This window comes from Affinirhizobium straminoryzae, from assembly GCF_007004135.1.
Taxonomy (GTDB): Bacteria; Pseudomonadota; Alphaproteobacteria; order Rhizobiales; family Rhizobiaceae; genus Neorhizobium; species Neorhizobium straminoryzae.
In genome coordinates, this window is the sequence record NZ_VJMG01000020.1 from 1 (window position 1) to 22393 (window position 22393).

The 22393-nt window shown below is 57.6% G+C and carries 20 protein-coding genes and 1 pseudogene; 9 read left to right on the top strand and 12 right to left on the bottom strand.

Annotated elements, in window-relative coordinates; genetic code table 11:
* Nucleotides 1–507, bottom strand: a pseudogene (locus tag FNA46_RS08690) (hypothetical protein); the annotation flags it as partial.
* 138 nt (nucleotides 508–645) lie between these two features.
* Between FNA46_RS08690 and FNA46_RS08695 the strand changes: the two are divergent.
* The 8 genes from FNA46_RS08695 (at nucleotide 646) to FNA46_RS08730 (ending at nucleotide 9123) form a co-directional block, all read left to right on the top strand.
* Nucleotides 646–2241 carry an ATP-dependent nuclease gene (locus tag FNA46_RS08695; protein WP_143124802.1) on the top strand — a complete coding sequence of 532 codons (1596 nt, stop codon included), beginning with the start codon at nucleotides 646–648 and terminating at the stop codon, nucleotides 2239–2241.
* Nucleotides 2228–3298 carry a UvrD-helicase domain-containing protein gene (locus tag FNA46_RS08700; RefSeq protein ID WP_143124803.1) on the top strand — a complete coding sequence of 357 codons (1071 nt, stop codon included), beginning with the start codon at nucleotides 2228–2230 and terminating at the stop codon, nucleotides 3296–3298. Before FNA46_RS08695 ends, FNA46_RS08700 begins: the two co-directional genes overlap by 14 nt.
* A gap of 9 nt (nucleotides 3299–3307) precedes the next feature.
* Nucleotides 3308–3919, top strand: a complete 612-nt coding sequence (locus tag FNA46_RS08705; protein ID WP_143124804.1) for a hypothetical protein — start codon at nucleotides 3308–3310, stop codon at nucleotides 3917–3919.
* On the top strand, nucleotides 3916–5133 hold the full coding sequence (locus tag FNA46_RS08710; RefSeq protein ID WP_143124805.1) for a restriction endonuclease: 1218 nt from the start codon (nucleotides 3916–3918) through the stop codon (nucleotides 5131–5133). Before FNA46_RS08705 ends, FNA46_RS08710 begins: the two co-directional genes overlap by 4 nt.
* A 93-nt stretch (nucleotides 5134–5226) precedes the next feature.
* Nucleotides 5227–5808: a hypothetical protein gene (locus FNA46_RS08715; RefSeq protein WP_143124806.1), complete on the top strand. Its 582-nt coding sequence runs from the start codon at nucleotides 5227–5229 to the stop codon at nucleotides 5806–5808.
* Nucleotides 5798–6145, top strand: coding sequence for a hypothetical protein (locus FNA46_RS08720; protein ID WP_143124807.1), 348 nt, complete (start codon nucleotides 5798–5800; stop codon nucleotides 6143–6145). Before FNA46_RS08715 ends, FNA46_RS08720 begins: the two co-directional genes overlap by 11 nt.
* Nucleotides 6139–7269, top strand: a complete 1131-nt coding sequence (locus tag FNA46_RS08725; RefSeq protein ID WP_143124808.1) for a DUF4417 domain-containing protein — start codon at nucleotides 6139–6141, stop codon at nucleotides 7267–7269. Before FNA46_RS08720 ends, FNA46_RS08725 begins: the two co-directional genes overlap by 7 nt.
* An 897-nt stretch (nucleotides 7270–8166) precedes the next feature.
* Complete coding sequence (locus tag FNA46_RS08730; RefSeq protein WP_143124809.1) at nucleotides 8167–9123, top strand: hypothetical protein; 957 nt, start codon at nucleotides 8167–8169, stop codon at nucleotides 9121–9123.
* 211 nt (nucleotides 9124–9334) lie between these two features.
* Here FNA46_RS08730 and FNA46_RS08735 read toward each other — a convergent pair whose 3' ends face one another.
* The 3 genes from FNA46_RS08735 to FNA46_RS08745 form a co-directional block, all read right to left on the bottom strand.
* Nucleotides 9335–10471, bottom strand: a complete 1137-nt coding sequence (locus FNA46_RS08735; RefSeq protein ID WP_185969778.1) for an RHE_PE00001 family protein — start codon at nucleotides 10469–10471, stop codon at nucleotides 9335–9337.
* Nucleotides 10472–10735: 264 nt separating this feature from the next.
* Nucleotides 10736–11110 carry a plasmid maintenance toxin (PemK-like) gene (locus FNA46_RS08740; protein ID WP_143124810.1) on the bottom strand — a complete coding sequence of 125 codons (375 nt, stop codon included), beginning with the start codon at nucleotides 11108–11110 and terminating at the stop codon, nucleotides 10736–10738.
* A 43-nt stretch (nucleotides 11111–11153) separates the two neighbouring features.
* Nucleotides 11154–11375: a type II toxin-antitoxin system Phd/YefM family antitoxin gene (locus FNA46_RS08745; protein WP_143124811.1), complete on the bottom strand. Its 222-nt coding sequence runs from the start codon at nucleotides 11373–11375 to the stop codon at nucleotides 11154–11156.
* Between the two features lie 77 nt (nucleotides 11376–11452).
* Between FNA46_RS08745 and FNA46_RS08750 the strand changes: the two genes are divergently transcribed.
* Nucleotides 11453–12616 carry a site-specific integrase gene (locus FNA46_RS08750; RefSeq protein ID WP_246102963.1) on the top strand — a complete coding sequence of 388 codons (1164 nt, stop codon included), beginning with the start codon at nucleotides 11453–11455 and terminating at the stop codon, nucleotides 12614–12616.
* A gap of 515 nt (nucleotides 12617–13131) precedes the next feature.
* Here FNA46_RS08750 and FNA46_RS08755 read toward each other — a convergent pair.
* From FNA46_RS08755 to FNA46_RS08790, 8 genes are all read right to left on the bottom strand, one after another.
* Nucleotides 13132–13887, bottom strand: a complete 756-nt coding sequence (locus FNA46_RS08755) for an SDR family NAD(P)-dependent oxidoreductase (RefSeq protein ID WP_143124812.1) — start codon at nucleotides 13885–13887, stop codon at nucleotides 13132–13134.
* Nucleotides 13888–13902: 15 nt separating this feature from the next.
* Nucleotides 13903–14673 (bottom strand): SDR family NAD(P)-dependent oxidoreductase, encoded by a 771-nt coding sequence (locus FNA46_RS08760; protein ID WP_143124813.1) that lies wholly within the window; start codon nucleotides 14671–14673, stop codon nucleotides 13903–13905.
* Nucleotides 14670–16175 (bottom strand): FGGY-family carbohydrate kinase, encoded by a 1506-nt coding sequence (locus FNA46_RS08765; protein WP_143124814.1) that lies wholly within the window; start codon nucleotides 16173–16175, stop codon nucleotides 14670–14672. The genes FNA46_RS08760 and FNA46_RS08765 overlap by 4 nt, the downstream gene beginning before the upstream one ends.
* Before the next feature lie 72 nt (nucleotides 16176–16247).
* A complete protein-coding gene (locus FNA46_RS08770) occupies nucleotides 16248–17849 on the bottom strand; it encodes an acetoin dehydrogenase dihydrolipoyllysine-residue acetyltransferase subunit (protein ID WP_143124815.1) in 1602 nt (533 codons plus the stop codon).
* Nucleotides 17846–18820 (bottom strand): alpha-ketoacid dehydrogenase subunit beta, encoded by a 975-nt coding sequence (locus FNA46_RS08775; RefSeq protein WP_185969779.1) that lies wholly within the window; start codon nucleotides 18818–18820, stop codon nucleotides 17846–17848. Before FNA46_RS08775 ends, FNA46_RS08770 begins: the two co-directional genes overlap by 4 nt.
* A complete protein-coding gene (locus tag FNA46_RS08780; RefSeq protein ID WP_143124817.1) occupies nucleotides 18820–19848 on the bottom strand; it encodes a thiamine pyrophosphate-dependent dehydrogenase E1 component subunit alpha in 1029 nt (342 codons plus the stop codon). Before FNA46_RS08780 ends, FNA46_RS08775 begins: the two co-directional genes overlap by 1 nt.
* A gap of 35 nt (nucleotides 19849–19883) precedes the next feature.
* Nucleotides 19884–20876, bottom strand: coding sequence for an ABC transporter permease (locus FNA46_RS08785; protein ID WP_143124818.1), 993 nt, complete (start codon nucleotides 20874–20876; stop codon nucleotides 19884–19886).
* Nucleotides 20873–22384, bottom strand: a complete 1512-nt coding sequence (locus FNA46_RS08790; RefSeq protein WP_143124819.1) for a sugar ABC transporter ATP-binding protein — start codon at nucleotides 22382–22384, stop codon at nucleotides 20873–20875. The genes FNA46_RS08785 and FNA46_RS08790 overlap by 4 nt, the downstream gene beginning before the upstream one ends.
* Nucleotides 22385–22393: the final 9 nt, after the last annotated feature.

The following is a 22393-nucleotide window of genomic DNA, read 5'->3' on the forward strand; positions in this document are numbered from 1 at the left end:
AAGAAACCGGCAGCAGGCCACTTCCCATATCCGCGTGTGGAAGTTGACCGTTTGGCAATCACTGACCCAATTTCGATCCGGTCTGGGAAGAGCAAGATAGAGTTGATTTAACGCCCAGGCAGCAGGATGATGCGACGGACGAGCCAGCACATTGAAGACATCGCTTGGTTCACGACCCTGCAGATCAAAAAGTCCAGGCCGCATGATGACGCCCGGCTTCATCGGCTCGGGTGCTTGCCCTTCAATCATCATCGGCTCGATCGCGAGCCTTGCCTCTCGTAACGATCGAAACCCGTCCGCCTCGGCTGTGGTGACCCAGACTGAGTCAACGCGTCGGCGCATCACCAAGAAACTGAACGGTCCATCTTCCCCATCGATCGTGACAATTCCGCATGTACCCCCGTCGTCAGTGATCCATGCGGCCGTAGGCTCCCGGTCACCGAAGCCATGGCCCCGTGGCAGCGACAGTGCATAGATATCAAACTCCCACTGCGGCAGCTCGCGCATGCTTTCTCCGATCTCAACAACTTTGATGCTCTGCGAGCCTTGATCCACTCCACACAAAGTAGACCGAAACGCGATCTTCGACTAATCTTTCTGCAACCTCGACGGTGTGGTTTTGGGGCTATTCACTGGGAGGATGCGTTGTACATTTCGCGAGTGCTCATTACTAACTACAGGTGTCTAAAAACCGCGGATGTCACCTTAAATCCTGACCTCAATATTATCGTCGGAGACAACGAGAGCGGGAAATCAACACTGCTGGAGGCAATTCATCTGGCCCTGACAGGTCAGCTTAATGGCAGGCCAATACAGACCGAGCTTCATCCGCACCTTTTTAACGCAGCGACGGTGACGGAATACATTGCAGCACTAATCGCAAAGGCACCCGCTGCCCCGCCAGCGATCCTTATCGAACTCTATTTCCATGACGATCCGGTTCTCTCGAGGCTCAAGGGCACCAACAACACCCTCGGGATCGACGCACCCGGCGTCGCACTCTCGATTGAATTCAATCAGGAATATGCCGAAGAGTTCAAGTCATACGTCGCCGATCCGACGCTTATTCGAACCCTCCCGATTGAATATTACGTCGTCAAATGGCGTGGGTTCGCAGACAACGACCTGGTGACCTCACGCTCTGTCCCTATGAAGCCCGCTTTTATTGACGCCAGCACCATTCGAAACAATGCGGCGGCAAGCCGCTATGTCGTGGATATTATGCGCGATAGTCTCAACAAAGAACAGAAGGTCGACCTTGCGCTCTCCTATCGCATGATGAAGGACGCATTTCTCGACAACGCCAAGGTCAAGGGCGTCAACGAGGCCCTCGCTAAAAAGAAAGGAGAGATTTCAGACAAGGCGCTCTCTGTTTCGCTCGATACGTCTTCCCGGGCGACTTGGGAAGCTGGCGTCATGCCCCACCTCGATGAGGTACCTCTGCCGCTCGTGGGCAAAGGCGAGCAAAATGCGATCAAGATAAAGCTCGCGATGGAATCGTCGGCCGACTCTCACTTGATCTTGATCGAGGAGGCCGAGAACCATCTATCCTTCTCGAACCTCAATGAACTTATAGGCCACATTGCCCAACGACGCGGCAGCCGCCAGCTCATTGTCACTACGCACAGCAGCTTCGTCCTCAATAAGCTCGGGGTGGAATCGGTTGTGTTGTTTCACCATGGCAAATCGATACGGCTCAACGCCTTGACCACTGGGACGCAGGACTACTTCATGCGTCTGCCGGGCCACGATACGCTGCGCCTCATCTTGGCGAAGCGGGCCATTTTGGTCGAAGGGCCATCCGATGAGCTGATCGTTCAAGCCGCTTACGTGAAGCAGCATGGCAAAATGCCCCTCGAGGCGGGCGTCGACGTAATCTCGGTCAACTCGCTTGCCTTCAAGCGCTTCCTCGAAATCGCCGTGCTTCTCGATCGCACCGTTGCGGTCGTGACGGACAATGATGGCAACATTGCAGCCCTGACGGCAAAGTACGTCGACTACGTGGGCAAGCCAAAGATCAGCATTCTTTATGATGGCGACGAACAATTCCCGACGCTCGAACCTCAGCTCCTCAAGGCAAATGGAAAGGTGGCAATCGAGAAGGTACTCGGCAAAACGTTCGCCTCCGACGCTGCCCTGCTGAACTACATGAGAGATAACAAAGCAGATACCGCGCTGAAGTTCTTCACGACAGCGGAAGCCTGGAACGTCCCGGGGTACATCGCCAGTGCCGTCAGCTAACCGGATCATTATCTGCGCCGCGGGCGGCGGCAAGACCACGCGCATCGTTGGCGAGGCGGTCAGGGGGACAGAGCGCGCGCTCCTTGTCACCTATACGCGCAACAACGCGAAAGAGATCGAACGGAAGCTCTACGGCTTGGGGCCCGCCATCCCACACAACATCGAGGTGATGACCTGGTTCAGCTTTCTCCTTCGCGACCTGGCCCGGCCCTATAGGAGAGTGCTGCACGACCGGCGCATCGAAGGCCTCCAATGGGAAGAAGGTCGATCGGTTCCCTATATCCCTGAGACAAACACATCCGCACATTACTTCGCCGGCGGCCGTCTTATCTATTCCGACAAAATCTCGAAATTCATCTGCGAATGTGACCGCAAAACTGGCGGCGCCGTGATGCGCCGACTTGCCCAGCGCTTCGACCATATTTTCGTGGACGAAATCCAGGACATGGCCGGCTACGATATCGACGTCCTGGAACTCATCCTCAAGGCAGGAATAAAGCTGACACTTGTCGGCGATCATCGGCAGGCCACGCTAAAGACCAATCAAGGGAAAAAGAATTCGGCCTTCGGCGGTATCAAAATAATTGATAAATTCAAAGCGTGGGAAAAGGCCGGACTGGCCGCGCTTACCTACGAGCAACACACGCACCGATGCCACCAACACATCGCCGATCTCGGCGATCGCTTCTTTCCCAATGAGCCCACCACGAAGTCTCTGAATGATGCCGTAACGGGCCATGACGGCGTGTTCATCGTCGCCAGCACGCAAGTCGATGCCTACGTGGCAACCTTCGCGCCCCAGGTCCTCCGCTTCGACAAGAAGACAGCCTGCCGCGACCTTCCGGCTATGAATTTTGGCGAGTCAAAAGGATTGACCTTCGATCGTGTGATGATCTTTCCGCACGGTCTCGGCAAAAAGTGGCTCAGCACGGGCCAAATCAGCCACGTCGAGAAGTCTGCGGCCAAGATGTATGTCGGCGCCACGCGAGCGCGTTTCAGTCTCGCCTTTGTTCACGATGGGGCCGTGGCGATCCCGGGTGCCCAGATTTACGAGTAGGACCCAAGAATGGCGAAGGAGAAGACCTTTGAATCACTTTTGAACGGCGAGTTCCGCTGGCCAAAAGTTGGCGATCGTCCTTTTACGCAGTCAGAGAACTGGGAAGACAACGCCTATATTGACCCCCATGGTCACGGACGGCTCGTGATGATGATGACGGGCTACAAGAAGGCAGCGGATCTTATGGTGGAGAGAGCCGTCGCCGACGAAGTCGATCGCGCGTCTTTGGTTTACCCAATCATTTTCAACTATCGCCAATTCATTGAGCTGTCGCTTAAGTATCTGATCGCGACCTACGGCCCTACTGTTGGGGTCGACGCAGTCTGGAAAACGCACGATCTCGGCGAGCTCTGGAAGACCCTAACAACAGTACTTGACGGCTATGGCCATGACGACCCGGATCAAACCGATCCAATCGTTGCCGAGATCGTCGCGGAGTTCGCGAAAGTCGATCCCAAGTCATTTTCCTATAGATATCCCGTTGACACTAAGGGCAAACCAATTCCGATCGCTCATAACGAGTTGGACTTGTCAGCGCTCGCCGACGTCATGGAGGCCCTCGAGGGCTATTTCTCAGGATCGGACGGATATCTCGACTCGCTGAGGGATGCCGGACCATGACCTCCACCGTCGGAGAAGGCCTGGTCGACGGGTGCCAATGGTCCGACCTCGAGCTAGAAGCAGAGATCGCAGCGCTGCAAACGGCGATTCGAACCTGGGCGGAATCGAAGGAACTCTGGTTTGATTGTGGGTTCAAGGCCTATCTCGACCACGTAGATGGCGAGCCGCATGACCCGCCCGTGGTGACTTTGCTGATCTGCGGTGGCGACCTCTCCACGGTGCTCGACGGCGAGGACCCGGAAGGAAACGAGCCCGGCTTCCGGGAACTGCTCGAACAGCGCGGTTATTTCTATGAAAACATCAATGGCTACTCAATGGCCATCTATCCCGAGAGCGAAGCACTATCTTCAGCGTTTGCGCGATACTTTCATTGGCGGTGGGTTTGCAGCCTCATCACGGAAGATACGGCCGACGTCTATCAGGAGCTTTACGATCACTTTGCCCGAAGACCTGATGATCTCAATCGCCTCCACTGGAGAGATTTCGAAACGCTACTATTTCGCATTTTTCAGAACCAAGGTTTTACTGCCGAGCTTGGACCTGGCACTGCCGATAACGGCATAGACTTGCGGCTGTGGCAGAAAAATCCTATCGGCGACATTCTCACGATCGTCCAGGCCAAGCGATACGCCGTGGGAAACAAGATCGACCTGACGAACGTCGCGGCTCTCTACGGCATCGGTATCGCCGAGGGCGCGAACAAATCCATGTTCGTCACGACATCCAGTTATCTTCCGGTCGCCCGCCGATTCGCAGCTCGCTTTCCAGGCTCGATTGAACTCGCCGAACGGAGGAACGTCGTGGACTGGTGTGCGAAGGCCACTCAAGGCATTGTTGCGGACAAATCTACGTTGGTTTCGCCCGAAGCTGTCGGTCGGATCATATCGGAGGTGGCCCACCGAAGAGATCCGCGCGTGCTGCATGCGAGCTTCGGCCACAACGTCACCATGAACAACTTCGCACTTATTATCAAAGAAACCAAACACGCTGCTCTTCTGATGGGCTTGGGCAATCGCACGGTCTCCGACGACGGCTACGGCCAAAGGGGAACGGAAGTGCCTCAATTTGAACCTTCGACGATCTCGCGGCTCAAGGGGGACCTTGTGTGGCGCGCGAAGCGAAAGCTCGACGACGGGAGAATATCCTACTGGGATGGCTCAAATCTCTATTCTGCGTGGAGCGGAGAGCCCGAGACCTTCGATCTCTATGATTAATATGGGACGACGACCTCTGCCAAAAACACACCCTTGACTTCAGCAAGGAAGCCTCATATATCTCATGTGCAATACGTGAGAAGGATGAGTTAAATGAGGATCCCCCTGATACAGATTTCCGATGACGCTGTCCTTGCGGGTGCAATGAACGGGAAGGTGGCTTTCGCAGAGATGATTAAAACCATCCCGGACGAGGCCCTCGCGCCCCAGCCTCTGTTTCTCGACTTTGGCTCGATACAAGTTGCCACCGCTAGCTATCTTCGTGAGTCGGTTTTCGCTCTGAAGTCCTATCTGCGATCAAGAAATTCCTCATTTTATCCTGTGATCGCTAACGCGAATCCCGAGGTTTGGGACGAGCTTTCCGTGATCGCCGGTGCGAAGAACGATGCGATTGTTACATGCACGCTTTCGGATGAAGGAGATGCGACAAATATTGAGCTCCTTGGTAACCTAGATCCAAAGCAACAGATGACCTTTGACCTTGTCTTGAAGTTCGATGAGGTCGATGCCAACTCTTTGATGGAACAGTTCGGAGAGAGCGAAAAGACTAAAGGTACTACGGCTTGGAACAATCGGCTGGCGAGCCTTGCGTCGCGAGGAATCATTCGAGAGTTCACTAAAGGAAGATCTAAATTCTACCGGCCTCTATTAATGGAGAGCATGCATGGGAATTGAATTTCTTACTCGTACACGCAAAACCATTACAAAACATATCGATCGTATGCGAGTAGAGCTGGCAACGCCGGATTTATTCACACAACAGCCAGCCGACTTGCCGCGCTGCGCAATGCTGACCCTCAAAAAGGGGGCCATTGTAGAGATAGGTGATCGGCTGGTGTTAGAATCGACTAAATCGTCGGTCACGGCCCATCGGAATAACGTCGCGGTCGGCAACTATGACAATCCGAGTGCCGACGTAATGGAGTCACTTGCGAAAACCGGTGGCAGTGCCGGAGCAGTCGTTCGCCGCGTGATGAAAATTTCAGGTAAGGCAGAGGTGTCGCTTTGCTAGATATCCGCAGCAATGAGGTTTTGCTTCGAGCCCTTACCGATGACCCCTACCGCTACTCGCTGGCTCTTGGATGTGCTAGCTGTCCGAATATCGAACTCTGCGGTGGTCTTTCAGTTCGCGACGCGATTCTCGACTGCATGGACCTATGCTGCGGAAGCCCCAACGAATGCACCAACGTCTGCGCCAAGAATCCCGCTCGCTATGTGGACCAGAAGCGGGAGGTGCTTGGATTCGACCTTGCCAACGTCTCACGTGTAGTTGGTCACTATAAGCACCTACCTCACGATGTCGTGCCGCTAATATACCATGGCACGGGCCGTAACAGGGCAGCGACAGGTCAGATATTTGCGTTACGGCTTCGCGATGTGGTCAGGTTTTCGGACGCGACTGTCCGGTATCCGACACGCGAAGAACTGTGCGCCGCTTTCAAGATCGATCATTCTGCGTTGATCATACTCAGCGGCGTTGATCATGATGAGGATATAGAGCCGTGGTGGACCCTCGGCAGGCAGCGTATTTCGCTGATCCGGAAACTTCGCGATCTGCAAATACTGCTCGTGACAACTCCAAATTTTAGCTTAGTCCTGGACAAGCCGCGAACCGACGACCTCCATGCAATAAAGCGCATAGCGATTGTGTGGAGCGAATTTGAAGAAAATGGAATCGCGTGCGCGCTACATGTAAACTCGAGAACTTTGCGAGATTTCGATCGGTGGGCCGCGTTCGTTAGAGAAAGGCCCGAGATACAGGTGATTTCATACGAATTCATCACAGGCGGTGGCAGGAAGGATAGACGCGAATTTCACATTCAAGGTCTTCGTGCAATCGCGCAAGCAGCCGATAGGCCTATCGACATTGTTGTGAGAGGAGATCCAGATGTCGTCGCGCAGTTGCGGCCGTATTTCAGGAACGTTGTTTACATAGATACCACCGCCTACATGAAAACCATCAAGCGCCAACGAGCAGTACGCATGAACAACAACGCGCTGGACTGGGTGTCAACCACAACCACCCATCCGAGCCAGGTCGACAACATGTTGGAGCACAACATCAGCGAGAGCGCGCTGTTTTTACGGGGACGTTTCTACGGTCAGCGCCTACAGCGATCGATAGGTGACCCATAGAGACTTTAAGTTTCGATCTGCTCGAAGATATTTCGTTAGCGTTGCAAAGTGGTGCCGTGGGAGCCGGAGACCTTCCCCGTACTAAAGTGCAATCCCTAGGCGCGTTCCTCGAGCTCGCTCACCTATTTCCGGAATATATCCGAGAGACCGAAATCCCAAGCTGGCTCGATCGCCTGCAATTTCGCCGTTTTGCAAACCGCGAACAGGCTTGGTTTTTCGAACACGGACCCCAACTTGGGTTTGTTCCGATGACGGCCATCGGCACAAACGATACCCTTTGGACCGACGGTGCGAACCGGATAAAGCGTCTTAGCGTCCAAGCTGGTTTCTCCGTCGACCACAGCGGCAAATTCGTAGCCGCCATCGCGGAGCTAATGGGAAACATTCTGGATCATAGCCAACGGCCCGAGACTGGTTACATTGCCTTCCATGTCGAGCCTCGTAAACTGGAATTCGTTGTCGCAGATCGCGGCGTGGGCATCCTCTCGAGCCTCAAATCCAACCCTGAGTACGCGAGGTTATCTGACCACGGTCGGGCGATTGAGTTGGCTCTTTCCGAAGGCATCTCTAGGTATCCGAGGGAGGAAGGACATGGGTTCGGGTTTCGACCGCTATTCGTTGGCCTTGCGAACATCGCACGTACACTGCGATTTCGATCAGGCGATCATTGCCGGGAGGTGACCCGTCACGGTGATGGCCCTCCACAATCGAGAACCTACCAAGTCGCAAGTTTGGACGGCTTCTTCTGCGCCGTTACGTGCGAAGTTTAGTATCTGATAGCGTCACAGGGGAGAGCGCGGCGAGATAGCGCTAGTGACTGGCACTACATTAACCAAGTCCTGTTAGACGCCGAACGAAAGAATTTTGAAGGTAAAAGCCAAAGACATGAAACCCATAATGATCGATGCCGCGACGATTTTCGATCCCGCGCGGCTTATAGCCGTCTTGGCGTCAGTCGACATAAGACATTCGGAAGTCTGGGTGTCTCAGCGCTATGATCATTTTAAGGAAAAAGATTTCATCACAGGTTTTGGAACAGAAAGTAAGTTTGCATTGCTTCCAGACGAAAGCGGGAGGTTTAAGGCCGATCCGCTAAGCGTGCCTCGTCTCGATGAGAAATTGGACCCAAATCACTATATGACGGGCCCGAAGATATTGCGCTGGGCTCTTCACAAAGGAATTGTTGTTCCCAAAGACCTCTACAAATACGAACAACTTGCCGTCGAGATGGAGCGGGAGAACCAGATCAATCACCTGTCCGAGGCGATTATGCTCGGCCCTCCATCAGAATATGATATCCGGGCAGGGAAGGAAGAAACTGAGAAGTATCTCAAGCGCGTTGGTAAAACCACACTGGGGCCTGATCAGGCCTGGCGATTGGAGCCATACGGAATTGGTCATGGCCTGGGCTTGGTGTTAGCTGCAGCAAAAGAAGAAAATGTCGAGCCTTTTCTCAGTCACCCTAATTTCCGCGACAGTATTTCATCCCACAACTACACTTATTATAAACGCGAGCAGCAACTTAGTTTTGCAACGACAAAGCCGGACGAAAAGCCTGAGCTTGCTCTTGGCGGGTCACTGGCGCAGGCAAAGCGGCTGCTTTCCAGTCCTGAGCCAGTCAGTATTTCCCAAGTCGCGTTCTATTTGGATCAAAAGCAGAGGATAGAACATATCACCGGGATCATTACGGCTTCTGAGGAACTGGAGAGTAGAAACACAGACATCGGAATCATTACCAGCAAGGCAGTCGGGACTTACGCAATAGACACCTTCCTTTTCGCGGGACTTCCGGTGACAACAGGCTTGGTGTCGCTGTACGATGTTGGTGCTCGTTTCCTTAAATCAAGGAGATGATGTCGGCGGGCTGTACGCGTTAAAGCTAAGGCCGCGCTCTATGTTTGATTCAGCGACTCGATCGCCTCCCACAATAGGTGTCCGACTCGGATGCCGATTGTGGCTGAAATAGCCCGCTAACCGTTTGTTAGGGCAACCAAGGCGGAGCTACTCCCGCACGACGCGTTTAAACCTCATAGCTGGATCATCCTCGGCCGGGCAGCGCTCAAAACTACAGCACTCCCCACGCACGAAACCTCCCCCTCCCCGTCATCTCCCTGAGGCCGAGCTCCAAAACGATCCGCCGCGCCGCCTGCGGCGTGACGTCGAGCGTTTTCGCCACCATCCCCGCCGACACCAATGGCTTTGCCATGACAAGCTCGACCAGCTCCGGCAGCTTTGAAGACGTCCGCCGCCCACCCAGCTTTCGTTCGAACATCGTTTTCGCCAACGTCAGCCGGTCATGTTCTTTCATCCCGATCTCGGCGGCCGCAAAAAGCCCGTGAGCGATGGCAAGCAGCCGCGTCTCCCGGTCGCGATGCCGGCGCCGATCGACGGGAATGGTTTTGAGGCCAAGATTGATGGTGGCGAGGTGGGCGCCGGTGGTGATGCCGGCTTCGCGTAGGATCGATGCGGCCAAGAGCCGACCAAGCCAAGGCGCGTACTGAAGGACGGAAAGCTCGTTCCAGGCATCGAGTGCGACGATCGCCTGTAGCACCGCCGGCAGATATTCGGCCTGGCGCAGCACACTGCGCCATTCGTCGAGCCGGGCATCCTCGTCCCAGTCGAGATCATAGACGAGAGGATCTCGTACGGAGCTATCAGCCCGGCCGGGCCGCTTTGCCTCTGCGATCGCAGCCTCGGATCGGGCCAGCAACGCATCGATAGCGGCGTAGTCGAGCCCGGGCAGATTCTCCGCGTCATCACCATTGTCCCCCTCCCCTTCTGGAGCGGCGGCGACCGCGGATCGGTTGATGTCGATTGGGGCAGACGTATCAGAGCCGGCCAGAATGTCCGACGTCTGTCGCAAAGTTCGGATACCCTCCGCGGACAGAGCCCAATCCGGCGACAGCGCGGCGATGCGCCGACGGGTGCGCAACACGTCGCGGGCGATGGTGAGTTCGTGGGTCGGGGTGCGGATGTCGCGAGTGGCGTCGTGGAGGACGAGGTCCTCGAGGTGGACGAGTTCGCCATCGATCCACAGCGAGGCGCAGGCGTCGACGAAATGCATGCGCTCGATCCAGCCGGCGCCGACCGGCGAACGGGCGATGCGCTCGTCCAGACGCGCGAGAGCGACACCGGCGTCGAAAGCCGGTCGCATCAGGGCTGTTATGCTGATTTTCCCGAGATCATAAGTCATTGAAATCATGGTAAATGATTTGTTATACGAATGCTATTTGTATATTAAGATTCCTCACATGGTATGATTGCGGGATGAGGTTATAACCATCGATAAGTAACCCTTATCGTAAGTGATTGCTTTGGCGCCTTTGAAGGCTTAGAATCAGGGCAAATCACGGAGGGAACAGCTGTTGGACGCGCCCAACTTGGGGCCAAGAATCGGATGAGGATCTTCTCAATCGCTGCGGATGGTCGCCTTGTGCCGCTGGCTCATTGCCACGTCGACAAAGCGCTACTTCACCTCCTCGAACAAAGCTGGAGGCAGCGGCCCGTGATATCCGCTCTCGCTGTCAACAGGGCGCATGTCAGGCCCGGGCCATACGAAGCGGTTGCTTTCAGTGAGCACGATCCAGGATCGCTCGTCACCGAGACCAAGGCGACGCTTGGTGGCAGCCGGGATTTCGATTGCTTCGCTGGGATCGGACGGTGGGGAGTGCGTGATTGGCAGGACACGGACTGCCGGCGTCCCGTCCTCAAGCGTCGCAACAATGGCCAGCACCAGAGCGGGGCGGTCCTTGTCACCCTCTTCCCGTCCGTCCAGATGCTGCCAATGCCAGAGATAGGAATAGCGAAAGACCCAGCCGACCTTCGGTTCAGTCGGCAGCATTCTTGTCCATCAGGAGTTCAGCATTGAGATGATCAAAACCAGGCTACATCGTCGAAGCCTCGATCGCGGCAAGCTCGTCGTCACTGATCGCAACCGTCAGATCGACCCGACGGTCCCGCTTGGCGAGACGAAGGTAATCCTCATAGGCCATGAGCACCGTGCGCGGCCGGCCGTTCTTGGTGATAATGACCGGCTCTCGCACGGCCGCATCCTGGTAGGCGCCAAAGTTCTTCGAAACCGCAGCTGCTGTCACAGTCGACGTCATGGCAGATCTCCTTTGTTCCGGAATATACGGGCTTTCCGGAACTTTTGCAAACCTGCGGATTGCCCGCGGAGCACACCATGATGCGAAAGCCACCGGTATCACTGTCGACGAACGAGTTGGTGTCGCGGCGCCTGGAAGAATTGGACACGATCGCCGCCGTCCTGCCAATGGAGCGGCGCGACGAACTCGCCGAGCTTCTGACCGATCAGGATGTCGAGACCCTTCGCCACCTCGTCAACGAGGGAATGGGTGGCAATACACTGCGCGCGCTCACCTCTGATCTCGCGTATCTGCAGGCCTGGTCGCTGGCATCTACTGGCCGATCTCTGCCCTGGCCGTCACCCGAAGCGCTGCTGTTGAAGTTTGTCGCCCATCACCTCTGGGATCCTGAGAAACGCCTGACAGATCCGGGCCACGGCATGCCGGCGGAGGTCGAGGACAAGCTTCGCCTCCAGGGGTTTCTCCGATCATTCGGCCCCCATGCCCCCGATACCGTGCGCCGACGGCTGGCAACCTGGTCGACGCTCACGAAATGGCGTGGGCTGCAGGGTTCGTTCACCTCCCCTGCCCTGAAAGCAGCCATCCGGCTGGCTGTGCGTGCAACGCCACGCCCGAAGCGTCGCAAGAGCGCCAAGGCTGTCACGGGTGATGTGCTCTCCAAGCTGATCGCCACCTGCCAAACCAACAACCTGCGCGATGTCAGGGACAAGGCGATCCTGATGGTTGCCTTTGCCTCCGGTGGGAGGCGCCGCAGCGAAGTGGCGGGGCTGCGTAAGGAGCAGCTTGTTCGCGAGCCACCGATCTCTGTCGACGGTGGCCTTCCCCTGCCCTCGCTGTCCATTCAACTCGGCCGCACCAAGACCAGCGGCGCCGACAACGAAGAGGTTGTCTACCTCACCGGCCGGCCCGTCGATGCGCTGAATGCCTGGCTCGAGGCCGGCAGGATCGAAAGCGGCAGTGTGTTCCGGGCGATCGATCGCTGGGGCAATGTCTCCAACCGCGCACTGGATCCAAAGGCGATCAGCGATATCGTCAAGCAACGCGCTGCAATGGCCGGGCTGGACCCCACTGAGTTTTCCGCACACGGCTTGCGCTCCGGCTATCTCACAGAGGCGGCCAATCGCGGTATTCCGCTGCCAGAGGCCATGGAGCAGTCAAGACACCGCTCAGTACAGCAGGCCTCGGAATATTACAACCATGCCCAACGCCGCAGTGGCAGGGCATCGCGGATGTTGGATTGATCTGACTTGCCTCGTGAGGGTGCTGCGGAAGCTATCGACAAAGCTCAATTGAAGAGATTGACTATCAGACCTTGTAGATCGGCTGGTTGAAGGGTCAGGTATGCAAGGCGATTATTGAGGCTGCGATGTAACTTTCGCGATCGCTTCCGTCATTATAGTACTAGACAGGGAGCAGTTTTTCGTCTCGCCGCCCCAAACATTGGAGATATCTTAGGTCAGTCAAATCTCCATTGTGATTGATGAACATGTTTTAGTCCCATACCTCCCCTTCGTCGGAACTAAGCTGCTGCGTGCGGATGCCTGCAGTATCTGCGGTAGCCACGCGATTGAAGCGTCTTCTCGCTACTCGAGGCAATAGGGACAGCTCACAAGGCTCACAGAACCAAAGGCGATGCAAAATCGAATGTGTCCAATCACATCGAGCGTCTCAATCCAGAGCGATGCTGTTCAGGACTGAGCCGTCTCTAGCCTATCGCTTTTGAAAAGAAATCAGATCGGAGCCGATTTCTAGTCGCTTAGCTGAGGACAATGCCGCCATCCACATTGAGTGTCTGTCCAGTGATGAACGCTGCTTCATCCGAGGCCAGAAACGCTACCGCGCCAACGACATCTTCGGGGTCACCGATACGCCGGAGCGCTGTCTTGTCCTGCCAGGACTTGCGGATCTCGGGATCATCAAGGTTCACACGGCCCATATCGGTGAGGATGATGCCGGGGCACACGCAGTTGGCAGTGATGCCATCCACGCCGACTTCCTGCGCCAGCACGCGAGTGAAGCCCATGACGGCTGCCTTGGAGGCGGAGTAATGCGCCTGTTCCGGCGCGCCGTGTTTGCCGCCGATGGAGGCAATGTTGACGATGCGGCCATAGCCACGCGCCTTCATTCCGGGCAAGGCTGCCTGAATGACAAGGAAAGTGCCCTTGGCGTTTACATCAAGAACGCTATCCCAATATTCTTCCTTCAGCGCCTCAACACTGCCGGAAATCAGGATGCCCGCATTGTTGACGATGGCATCGATATGCCCGAAGGCGGTTTCCACCTTGGCGACCATGGCTTGCACATCCGCCTTGCCGCTGACATCGGCCAGCGCGATGACGGCACGCTGGCCAAGCGCTTTGATCTCTCTGGCGACATCCCCTAGCGCTTCGCTTTGACGCTCGATATCGTTCAGCGCAACGTCATAGCCGCGCTTGGCAAACCCAAGGGCGATTGCACGCCCGATGCCACGGCTTGCGCCTGTCACCAGAACGGTTCTGCTGGTTGCTGTCATCGTGATGATCCTGATTTAGAGTGCGGTATAGCCACCATCCACCGTCAACACAGTGCCGGTGATGAAGCTCGAAGCAGGTGAGGCAAGGAAGAGAACGGCATTGGCAATTTCGCTTGGCTCGCCCAGCCGCCCCATGGGCGTGCCCGCCATCCAGGCGGCAAACCATTCCGGATTGCTGCGACCACGCAAGGTGAGTTCTGTCGCGGTATAACCGGGGGCCACGGCATTGACGCGCACGCCCGATCTTGCCCATTCCACCGCCAGCGATTTCGTCAGAAGGTTGGCACCCGCCTTGGCCGCATTGTAGGAAATCTGCGGCTGCGGCTGCACGACGATTTCGCCGCACATCGACGTGATGTTGATGATTGATCCTCTGCCTGCCTGAACCATGCGTCGGCCAAACACCTGCGCGCAATGGAACACGCCGGTGAGATCGATATCGATCACCTGCTGCCAGTCCTCGACGCTCATGTCCGAAGCGGGCGCATTGCGAACGATGCCTGCATTGTTGACGAGAACATCAAGGGCAATGCCCTCGCTTTCCAGCTGACCTGCCACCGTCTCGACACTCACCCGTTGGGTGACATCAAGGGTCATGAAAGGCGCGGAGAAGCCTCGTTCGCGAAGCTCGCCCGCAGCGCCTTTGCCTTCACTCGTATCACGATCGGCCAGAATGACCGCAGCTCCCGCCTCGGCAAGCCGCCGGGCAACAGCAAGGCCTATGCCCCTCGCCGCTCCCGTTATCAGCGCCGTCTTGCCATCCAGCCGGAAATCCGCGTCGCTCATGCTTGCGCTCCCGCAGTCGCGACGCTCTTCAGTGCGGGATAGAGTGCCAGATAACGCTGGTAGATGTCGTTATAGAGCGCCATCTCGCGGGTGCGTGGCTCGATGCGTCTTCCCGGACGAACCATCGTCGCAATGCCGTCATCAATGGAGCTGAAGTGCCCCGCTCCATGCGCGGCAAGAACCGCCGCCCCGACGGAGGGCGCATCGCGCGAAGCGGGAACGCAAACCGGCAGACCCGCCGTATCCGCGTGGATTTGCAGCCAGAGATCCGATGCGCCCGCACCGCCGCCAACCGTGATTTCCGTGCCGCGATAACCGGCAGTTGCCATGGCGTCCAAAATGGCGCGGGTGCCGAAACCGATGCCCTCCATGATGGCACGAAAAATGTGGTGCGGCTCATGCGCAAGCGTCAGCCCGATAATGGCACCGCGTGACAGCGGATCTGTATAGGGCGTGCGATTGCCCTGAAAATGATCCTGCACGATCAGGCCATCGCATCCCGGCTCCAGTTCGGCGGCCTTTCGGTTGAGTTCCGCCAGATCCATGGTGCCGTTCATCAAACGACCGAGCCAGGCGATGATGGAACCGGTCGAGGTCTGTCCGCCCTCCACGATATGGCGGTTGGGATAGACGCAATCGCGATAAGTGCCCCAGATACCGGGAGCATACACCGCCTGTTCCGTCACGCCGAACTGAAGGTGAGACGAGCCGGTGATCAATGCCAGCTGCCCCGGCTTTGCCACGCCAAGTCCGATCATGCCGATCAAGGCATCCGCCCCGCCCTGCACCACTTTGACGGAGGGGGAAAGGCCGAGTTCCTGCGCAGCCTTGGCGCTCAGATTGGCAATCACACCGCCCGGCGGCACCACGCGCTGCGGCCATTTTTCCAGCAACGCCGAAAGTCCAAGGCTTTCCACCAGCGACTTCGCCCAGCCGCCGTGTTCCACCTGATAATGCCAGCGCAGCGTCACATTATTCAGGCTGGCGGCCCGCTCACCCGTCAGCCTCAGGGTCATGAAGTCCTGATATTCACAGATCGTATGGGCCTTTTCGAAGATTTCCGGTTCGTTGCGGGCAATCCATAACGCCTTGGGGATCATCCATTCCGCGGAAACCGGACCACGCCCGCCGCCATTCAGGATCAGCGCCGGATCGCCGGTTGCCAGAACCGCATCGGCTTCGCGGTTGGCCCGCACATCCATCCAGATGATGGCGGGGCGCAATGCCTTTCCGTTTTCATCCAACGCCACGACGGTGCAGCTGGTTGTCGCCAGCGTAATGGCCTCAATGTCGGAAGGTGAAACCCGCGCCTCAGCAATCGCACCCTTGGAAGCCTGCACGAAAGCCTTCCACCAGTCTTCCGGGTCCTGCTCGGCCCGGGCTCCGGCCGAAAATCTGGTTTCGTAGGGCACGGCGACGCTGCCAAGGCAGGTGCCCGTCAAATCATAGACACGCGCCCGCAGGCTTTCGGTGCCGCCGTCAGCAGTCAGAAAGTAACCCATCATCTCCTCCCGCACCCTTGTTCCTCCCGGGTGCCAAGTCTGAAATTTGCTATGCGCCTTGCGCTTACCGCGTCACAATCCACCTCCTGTCCTTGTGGACGAAAGCAGGATGTCCTGAACGTCACGCGGCTGATCCCACTGTGGCATATGGCCTGAACGCGAGAGAAGATGGATGGCGACACGCGGCGGTAGCGCCTTGACCTGGCTCCACGGGGTGATGCGATCCTCAAGACCGAAAATGACTTTGACGGGGATTGAAGTTGCAAGCTTTTGCAGGGCGCCGATGATATCCACACGCTGGCCGGACGCACCGTTGATAGCCTCAGCGAGAGCCTTGAGACGCCCTTGACCGAGTTGCTGGTTCAAGGTTTCCAAGGCGGCATCCGACAACGCAACATCATTGACCGAGAGCCTGCGCAGAAGATGCGATAGCTCCCCCTTGGAACCGACAGCCGCCATGCCGCGGATGAAATCACCATCGATCTCGCTGCCCAGACCCGCAGGTGCGATAAGGGTCAGGGAAGCAATGCTTTCCGGCTTTGACAGCGCCAGATCAACCGCAGCCACGGCTCCCAGAGAATGCGCAACAAGATGAAGCCGCTTGACTTGCAGCGCCTGTATAAATTCCGGCAGATCGCGAGACAGGTCTTCGGCAGACTTCGCCTCGATTTCCGTCAGGCCATGACCCGGCAGATCCACCGCAATCACGCGCCTACCTGCCCTTTGCAGGGCGGAAATGGTTGCCGCCCAGGTGGTTCTGTCTCCAGAAAAGCCGTGCAGCAGAACATAGGTTTCGTCCTGTCCGCCACCATCCAAATAGGCAAGACGCCCGGATTTCAGCGAAAGAAACTGCACGCCCTCCCTGGCTGACGCTGCGATTGGGGCAACCTGCGCATTTCGCTCCAACCCAAGTACATCATGCTTCTCGATGCGCCCGCGCCTGCCCGTGCCGGTGATGCCTTGCAAATCGATTCCACGCTGGCGGGCGAGACGGCGCGCCAGCGGCGTTGCCCTCGGTTTCTCAGAGCCAGATGTGTTGCGCGGTGGGGCAGGTGTGGCTGTCGCGGGCTGCGACGAAGCAGCTTGCGGGGCGGGTTTGGCTTCCGCTGTTTCGCCCTGCGCATCGGCCTCTCGCACAAGAATGCGGGCAATCGGTTCGCCCACCGTCACCATCTCTTCTTCGTGGCGCAAAACGCTAACCAGCACGCCATCGTTCAAGGCTGGAAATTCGGCCAGCGTCTTGTCCGTCTCGATTTCAACGATGGCCTCGCCACGCGTGAAGCGCTCTCCCGGTTGCTTCAACCATTTGGAAAGACGCCCCTCCTCCATGGTTTCACCGAGGCGCGGCATGGGCAGATCCACCTCCACACCGGCAGCAGCGACTGGCTCCGGCGCGGGCTCATCGCCCTCTTCCCGGGTCCAGTCCGGCCCCTCGCCCAGTTCCACGCGGGCAATGGGCGTTCCAACTTCAATCGTCTGATCCAGATCCACCAGAATTTCCGTCAGCTTGCCATTTCCCAGTGCGGGAAATTCTGCCACGGTCTTGTCTGTCTCGATCTCGATAATCGGATCGCCACGGCTGAAACTGTCTCCCGGCTTGATCAACCAGCCGACGATCTTGCCCTCGTCCATGGTTTCCCCAAGACGCGGCATCTTGAGAAGTCGCTCGCTCATGACAGCATCTTCTCCGCAACCTCTGCAATCAGCGATGTGGAAGGCACACTGCCGGATTCCAGCTCCTGCGAAACGGAGATCGGAATGTCCTCGCCCGCCACCCGCACCACCGGCTGCTCCAGAAAGTCGAAGCATTCTTCGGAAATGCGCGCCGCAAGCTCTGCCGCCACGCCTGAGGTCATAACCCCTTCGCTGACCACCATGGCCTTACCGACGCGCTCCACATGCTGGCGCACTGTGTCGAAATCCAGCGGGTTCAGCGTGCGCAGATCGATGACAGTGGCCTGAATACCCTTGGCCGCCAGCTTTTCCGCCGCTTCCAGCGCATAGATCACCTGCCTCGAATAGGTCACGATGACCAGATCCCCGCCTTCGCGGCGAACGGCAGCCTTGCCCCAGGGCAGCGGTTCGGCGGTCAGATCCACCTCTTCCTTGCGGGTATAAAGCGCCTTGTGCTCGATGAAGACCACCGGGTCCGGCTTGGTCAGGCTCTGGCGCAGAAGGTGATAGGCATCCTGCACGGTGGCAGGCATGGCAAGGCGAAGCCCCGGCGTGTGCATGACCCAGCCTTCAAGACTTTGCGAATGCTGCGCCCCGGCTGAGCGTCCGGTTCCGCCTTGCGTCCTCAGCACCATGGGAACGCCGATCTGTCCGCCGAACATGTAGCGGATCTTGGCCGCCTGATTGGCGAGCTGATCCATGGTCATGCCGAGAAAGTCGATATACATGAGTTCGGCAACCGGCCTCAAACCCGTCATGGCAGCGCCGACAGCTGCGCCGATAATGGCCGGTTCGGAAATCGGCGTATCGATCAGCCGCTCCGGCCCGTGGGTTTTGATCAGGTCCTTGGTAACGCCATAGGCACCGCCATAGCGCCCCACTTCCTCACCCATGACGACGATGCTTTGATCCTCGTTCATGGCATCGTCCAGCGCCTGACGCAGGGCGTCTCTGTAGGTCATCGCGGCCATTATATGTCTTCCCTGGCTAGAACGCGGTCAATGCGAGTGCGAACGGGCTCCGGCTCCGGTTCCCCCACGGCATAGACATCGCGGAACATGGTGTTGAGTTGTGGCGCCTTGGACTCGACCGTGAAGTCGATCGTGGCATCCATTTCAGCGGCAATCGCACGGTCCGTCTCGTCCAGCGCCGGTTCAGTTTCCAAACCGGTATCGATCAGCTTTTTGCGGGCAAAAAGAACCGGATCCTTTTTGCGGCCCTCGATCTCCTCCGCCTCTTCGCGGTAGGGGCTCTTGTCCATGCGGGCGTGACCGAAGAAGCGGTAGACTTCCACGGACAGGAAGCCGGGCTTGCCATTGCGCGCCTCATCCATCAGCCAGCGGGCGGCGGCCTGCACCTCCTCGACATCCAGACCGTTGACGACGGTGCCATTGAGGCCGAACGCCTTGGCACGCTGATCGAACGCAGTGTTGCGTGTGGCCTGATCGATGCGCGTTCCCATGCCATACTGGTTATTGATGCACACGAAGAGCACCGGCAGGCCCCACAGCGCTGCCATGTTCATGCTCTCATAGAGAATGCCCTGCTGCATGGCCCCATCGCCGAAAAAGGCGACGGATACGGAATCCTGCTTCAGGTGTTTGCTGGAAAGCCCCGCGCCCACCACGGCGGGGATACCGCCACCGACAATGGCGTTGGCACCCAGATGGCCGAGCGCCATATCGGCAATGTGCATGGAGCCACCTTTGCCATGGCAGTAACCGGTTTCCTTGCCCCCGATTTCCGCCATCATGCGCTTGGGGTCTGCGCCGCGCGCCAGGAAAATGCCATGGCCGCGATGGTGGGTGGTGAACGTATCCTGCGGCTTCATGACGGCGCAAACGCCTGCCGCGCTCGATTCCTCGCCGATAGAGAGGTGCAGCATGGAGCCAGCCGATTGGCCACGAATAAACAGTTCGCCAACGCGCTCCTCAAAGGTGCGGATGCGCCGCATTGTGCGGTAGAGACTGCTGAGATTGGTATTGGGTTGAAGGTTCATGGGGGCACTCCGAGAGAAACTGGGCCGGATCGCGATCACAGAAGCCGAAGCTTGGTGGTTCTGGAAACGATGGCGACGGCCACGAGAATGATCAGGCCCTTCACGATGCTCTGGATGTAGGTATCCATGCCGATGAGGTTGAGGCCGTTGTTGATGACGCCGATGAACAGCGCGCCGAAGAAGGTGCCGATGACGGTAGCAGTTCCGGGCCGGATCATCGTCATGCCGATGAAGACGGTGGCCAGCCCATCAAGCAGATAACGTTCGCCCGCGTTCGGCTGGCCGGAGCCGAGACGTGCAGCGAGAAGCATGCCCGCAACGGCGGCAAACAGGCTGCACACCACAAGCGCTGCCGAGCGGTAAAAGCGGCCATTGACCCCGGAAAGTTCAGCAGCCTTCAGGTTGCCGCCAACCGCATAGATGTAGCGGCCAAAAATGGTGCGCTCCATCAGGAACCAGGCCAGGAGCACGAACAGCACCATGGCATAGGCAAGAACCGGAATGCCGAGGAACTGCCCCTGGCCGAGCCAGAGATAGGTATCCGGCAGACCGCCATAGATGGCGCGGCCACCCGTTGTCATGAAGTTCAGCCCGTAAAGAATGGAGCCGGTGGCAAGTGTCGCGATGAGCGATGGGATGCCGATCAAGGTGACCAGCATGGAATTGACCGCACCGACGGCAAAGCCTGCGGCAGTGCCACCCAGAAGCGCCAGCGGCAGCGGCACACCGGAAATCAGCATCAGTGGCACCAGAATGCCAGTCAAACCCACCGTATAGCCGACCGAGAGATCCATCTCCTTCGCGCCGAAGCCGAAGGTCAGGCCAGCGCCGACAATGGTCAGCATGGAAATCTGCTGCACGATGTTCAGCAGGTTGGAGGTGGTGAGAAACCGGTCCACTGTCAGGGCAAAGCCAAGGAACAGGATGACCAAGGCAATCAATGTGCTGTATTTCAGCAACCACTGGCTTTTGCCCTTGTCTGTAGCGTGCGGACGAATTTCTGCCGCTGGGCGTGCCTGCGCGCTCATAATGTCACTCCTGCCATGGCTGCGATGAATCGGGATTCGGAGAAGGCGGCTCTTTCGATTTCGGGGCCTGCCCTGCTGGAAACGAAGGGGATCACACGATCGGAAATCTCGGCGATTTCCATGAGATCCGACGAGGCAACGATGATAGCCGCCCCTTCTGACGCCATTCGTTTGAGATGGCGGTGGATTTCGCGCTTCGCCCCGATATCCACCCCTTCAGTCGGCTCGACGAAGATCATCAGGTTGTAGCGATCCGGCGTGCCGTAGAGCCACTTGCCGATGGAAACCTTCTGCTTGTTGCCGCCGCTGAGATCCCTGATCTTCTGGGCGGAGGAATGCGCCTTCACATTGAAGAGCGACATGGCATTGCGGGCATGCGTCTCTTCGCGGACAGGAGACAGAATGCCGGTTTTACCCAGCGCACCGCGGGCCGGATGCACCATGGCAAGGTTTTCCCGCACATCCCAATCGCCAATCAGCGAGTTTTCCATGCGCTGGTCGGGAATGAAGGCAACGCCATTGGCCTTCATGATGCGCGCGCTGAGATTTGGAACCGATTTGCCTCGAAACAGCGTTGTGCCGGAAATGAACCCTTCGCCCGTGTAGAGTGAGCGTGCAAATCCGAAATGCCCTGCTCCCGTCAGCCCGATCAGGCCAAGGATTTCGCCTTCCCGAAGGATTAGACCGTCAACCTCGACACCACCAACTTTCCAGCTGGAAAGTTGCAGGACCACGGGGCCGAAAGGGCGCTGTTCATGAATGGCCTGCTGGCTTGTTGCCTGACCGCTTCGCTGCAACATCAGGTCTACCAGCTGCGCCTCTGTAACCTCTGGTGCCGGAAGCGTTGTAATGTGACGCCCATCGCGCAGCACGGTGATGCGATCGCTCAGCGCTTTCACTTCCGAGAGAAAGTGACTGATTAGCACAACACCGACGCCGCGCTTCGGCAGAGAGCGGATGATGCGCCAGAGGTTTTCCTTTTCGCGGGCCGGAAGCGTCGCCGTTGGCTCATCAAGGATCAAAAGCTTGATGTCGCCGCGCAGCGCACGAACAATCTCGATCACCTTCTGGTCCGCCATCGGCAGATATTCCACCGGCTCGGACAGATTGATAGATACGTCTGGAAACCAGTGGGCCATGAGGTCCGCCGCCCGCTTTTCCAGACGGCGCTTGTCGATGATGCCGAGCCGGTTGCGGGGCTCGTCGCCCAGCAGAATGTTTTGTGCACCGGAAAGGCTGGCGACGAGGCTGCCTTCCTGGGAAACATGCGCAATGCCCTTGCGAAGCGCATCGCCAGCGCTTGTCAGTTCTGCCTTTGCGTCGTTGATGTAAAGCGTGCCTTCCGTCGGCTGCTTGCTGCCGCCGAGAATGCTGACAAGGGTGGTTTTACCCGCACCGTTTTCACCGATCAGGCCGTGCACCTCATGAAAGGTGAAATCGGCATCCACATGATCCAGCGCCCGCGTACCGGGATATTGCATGGTAATTCCGGAGAGCCTGACCGACATCCCATCTTC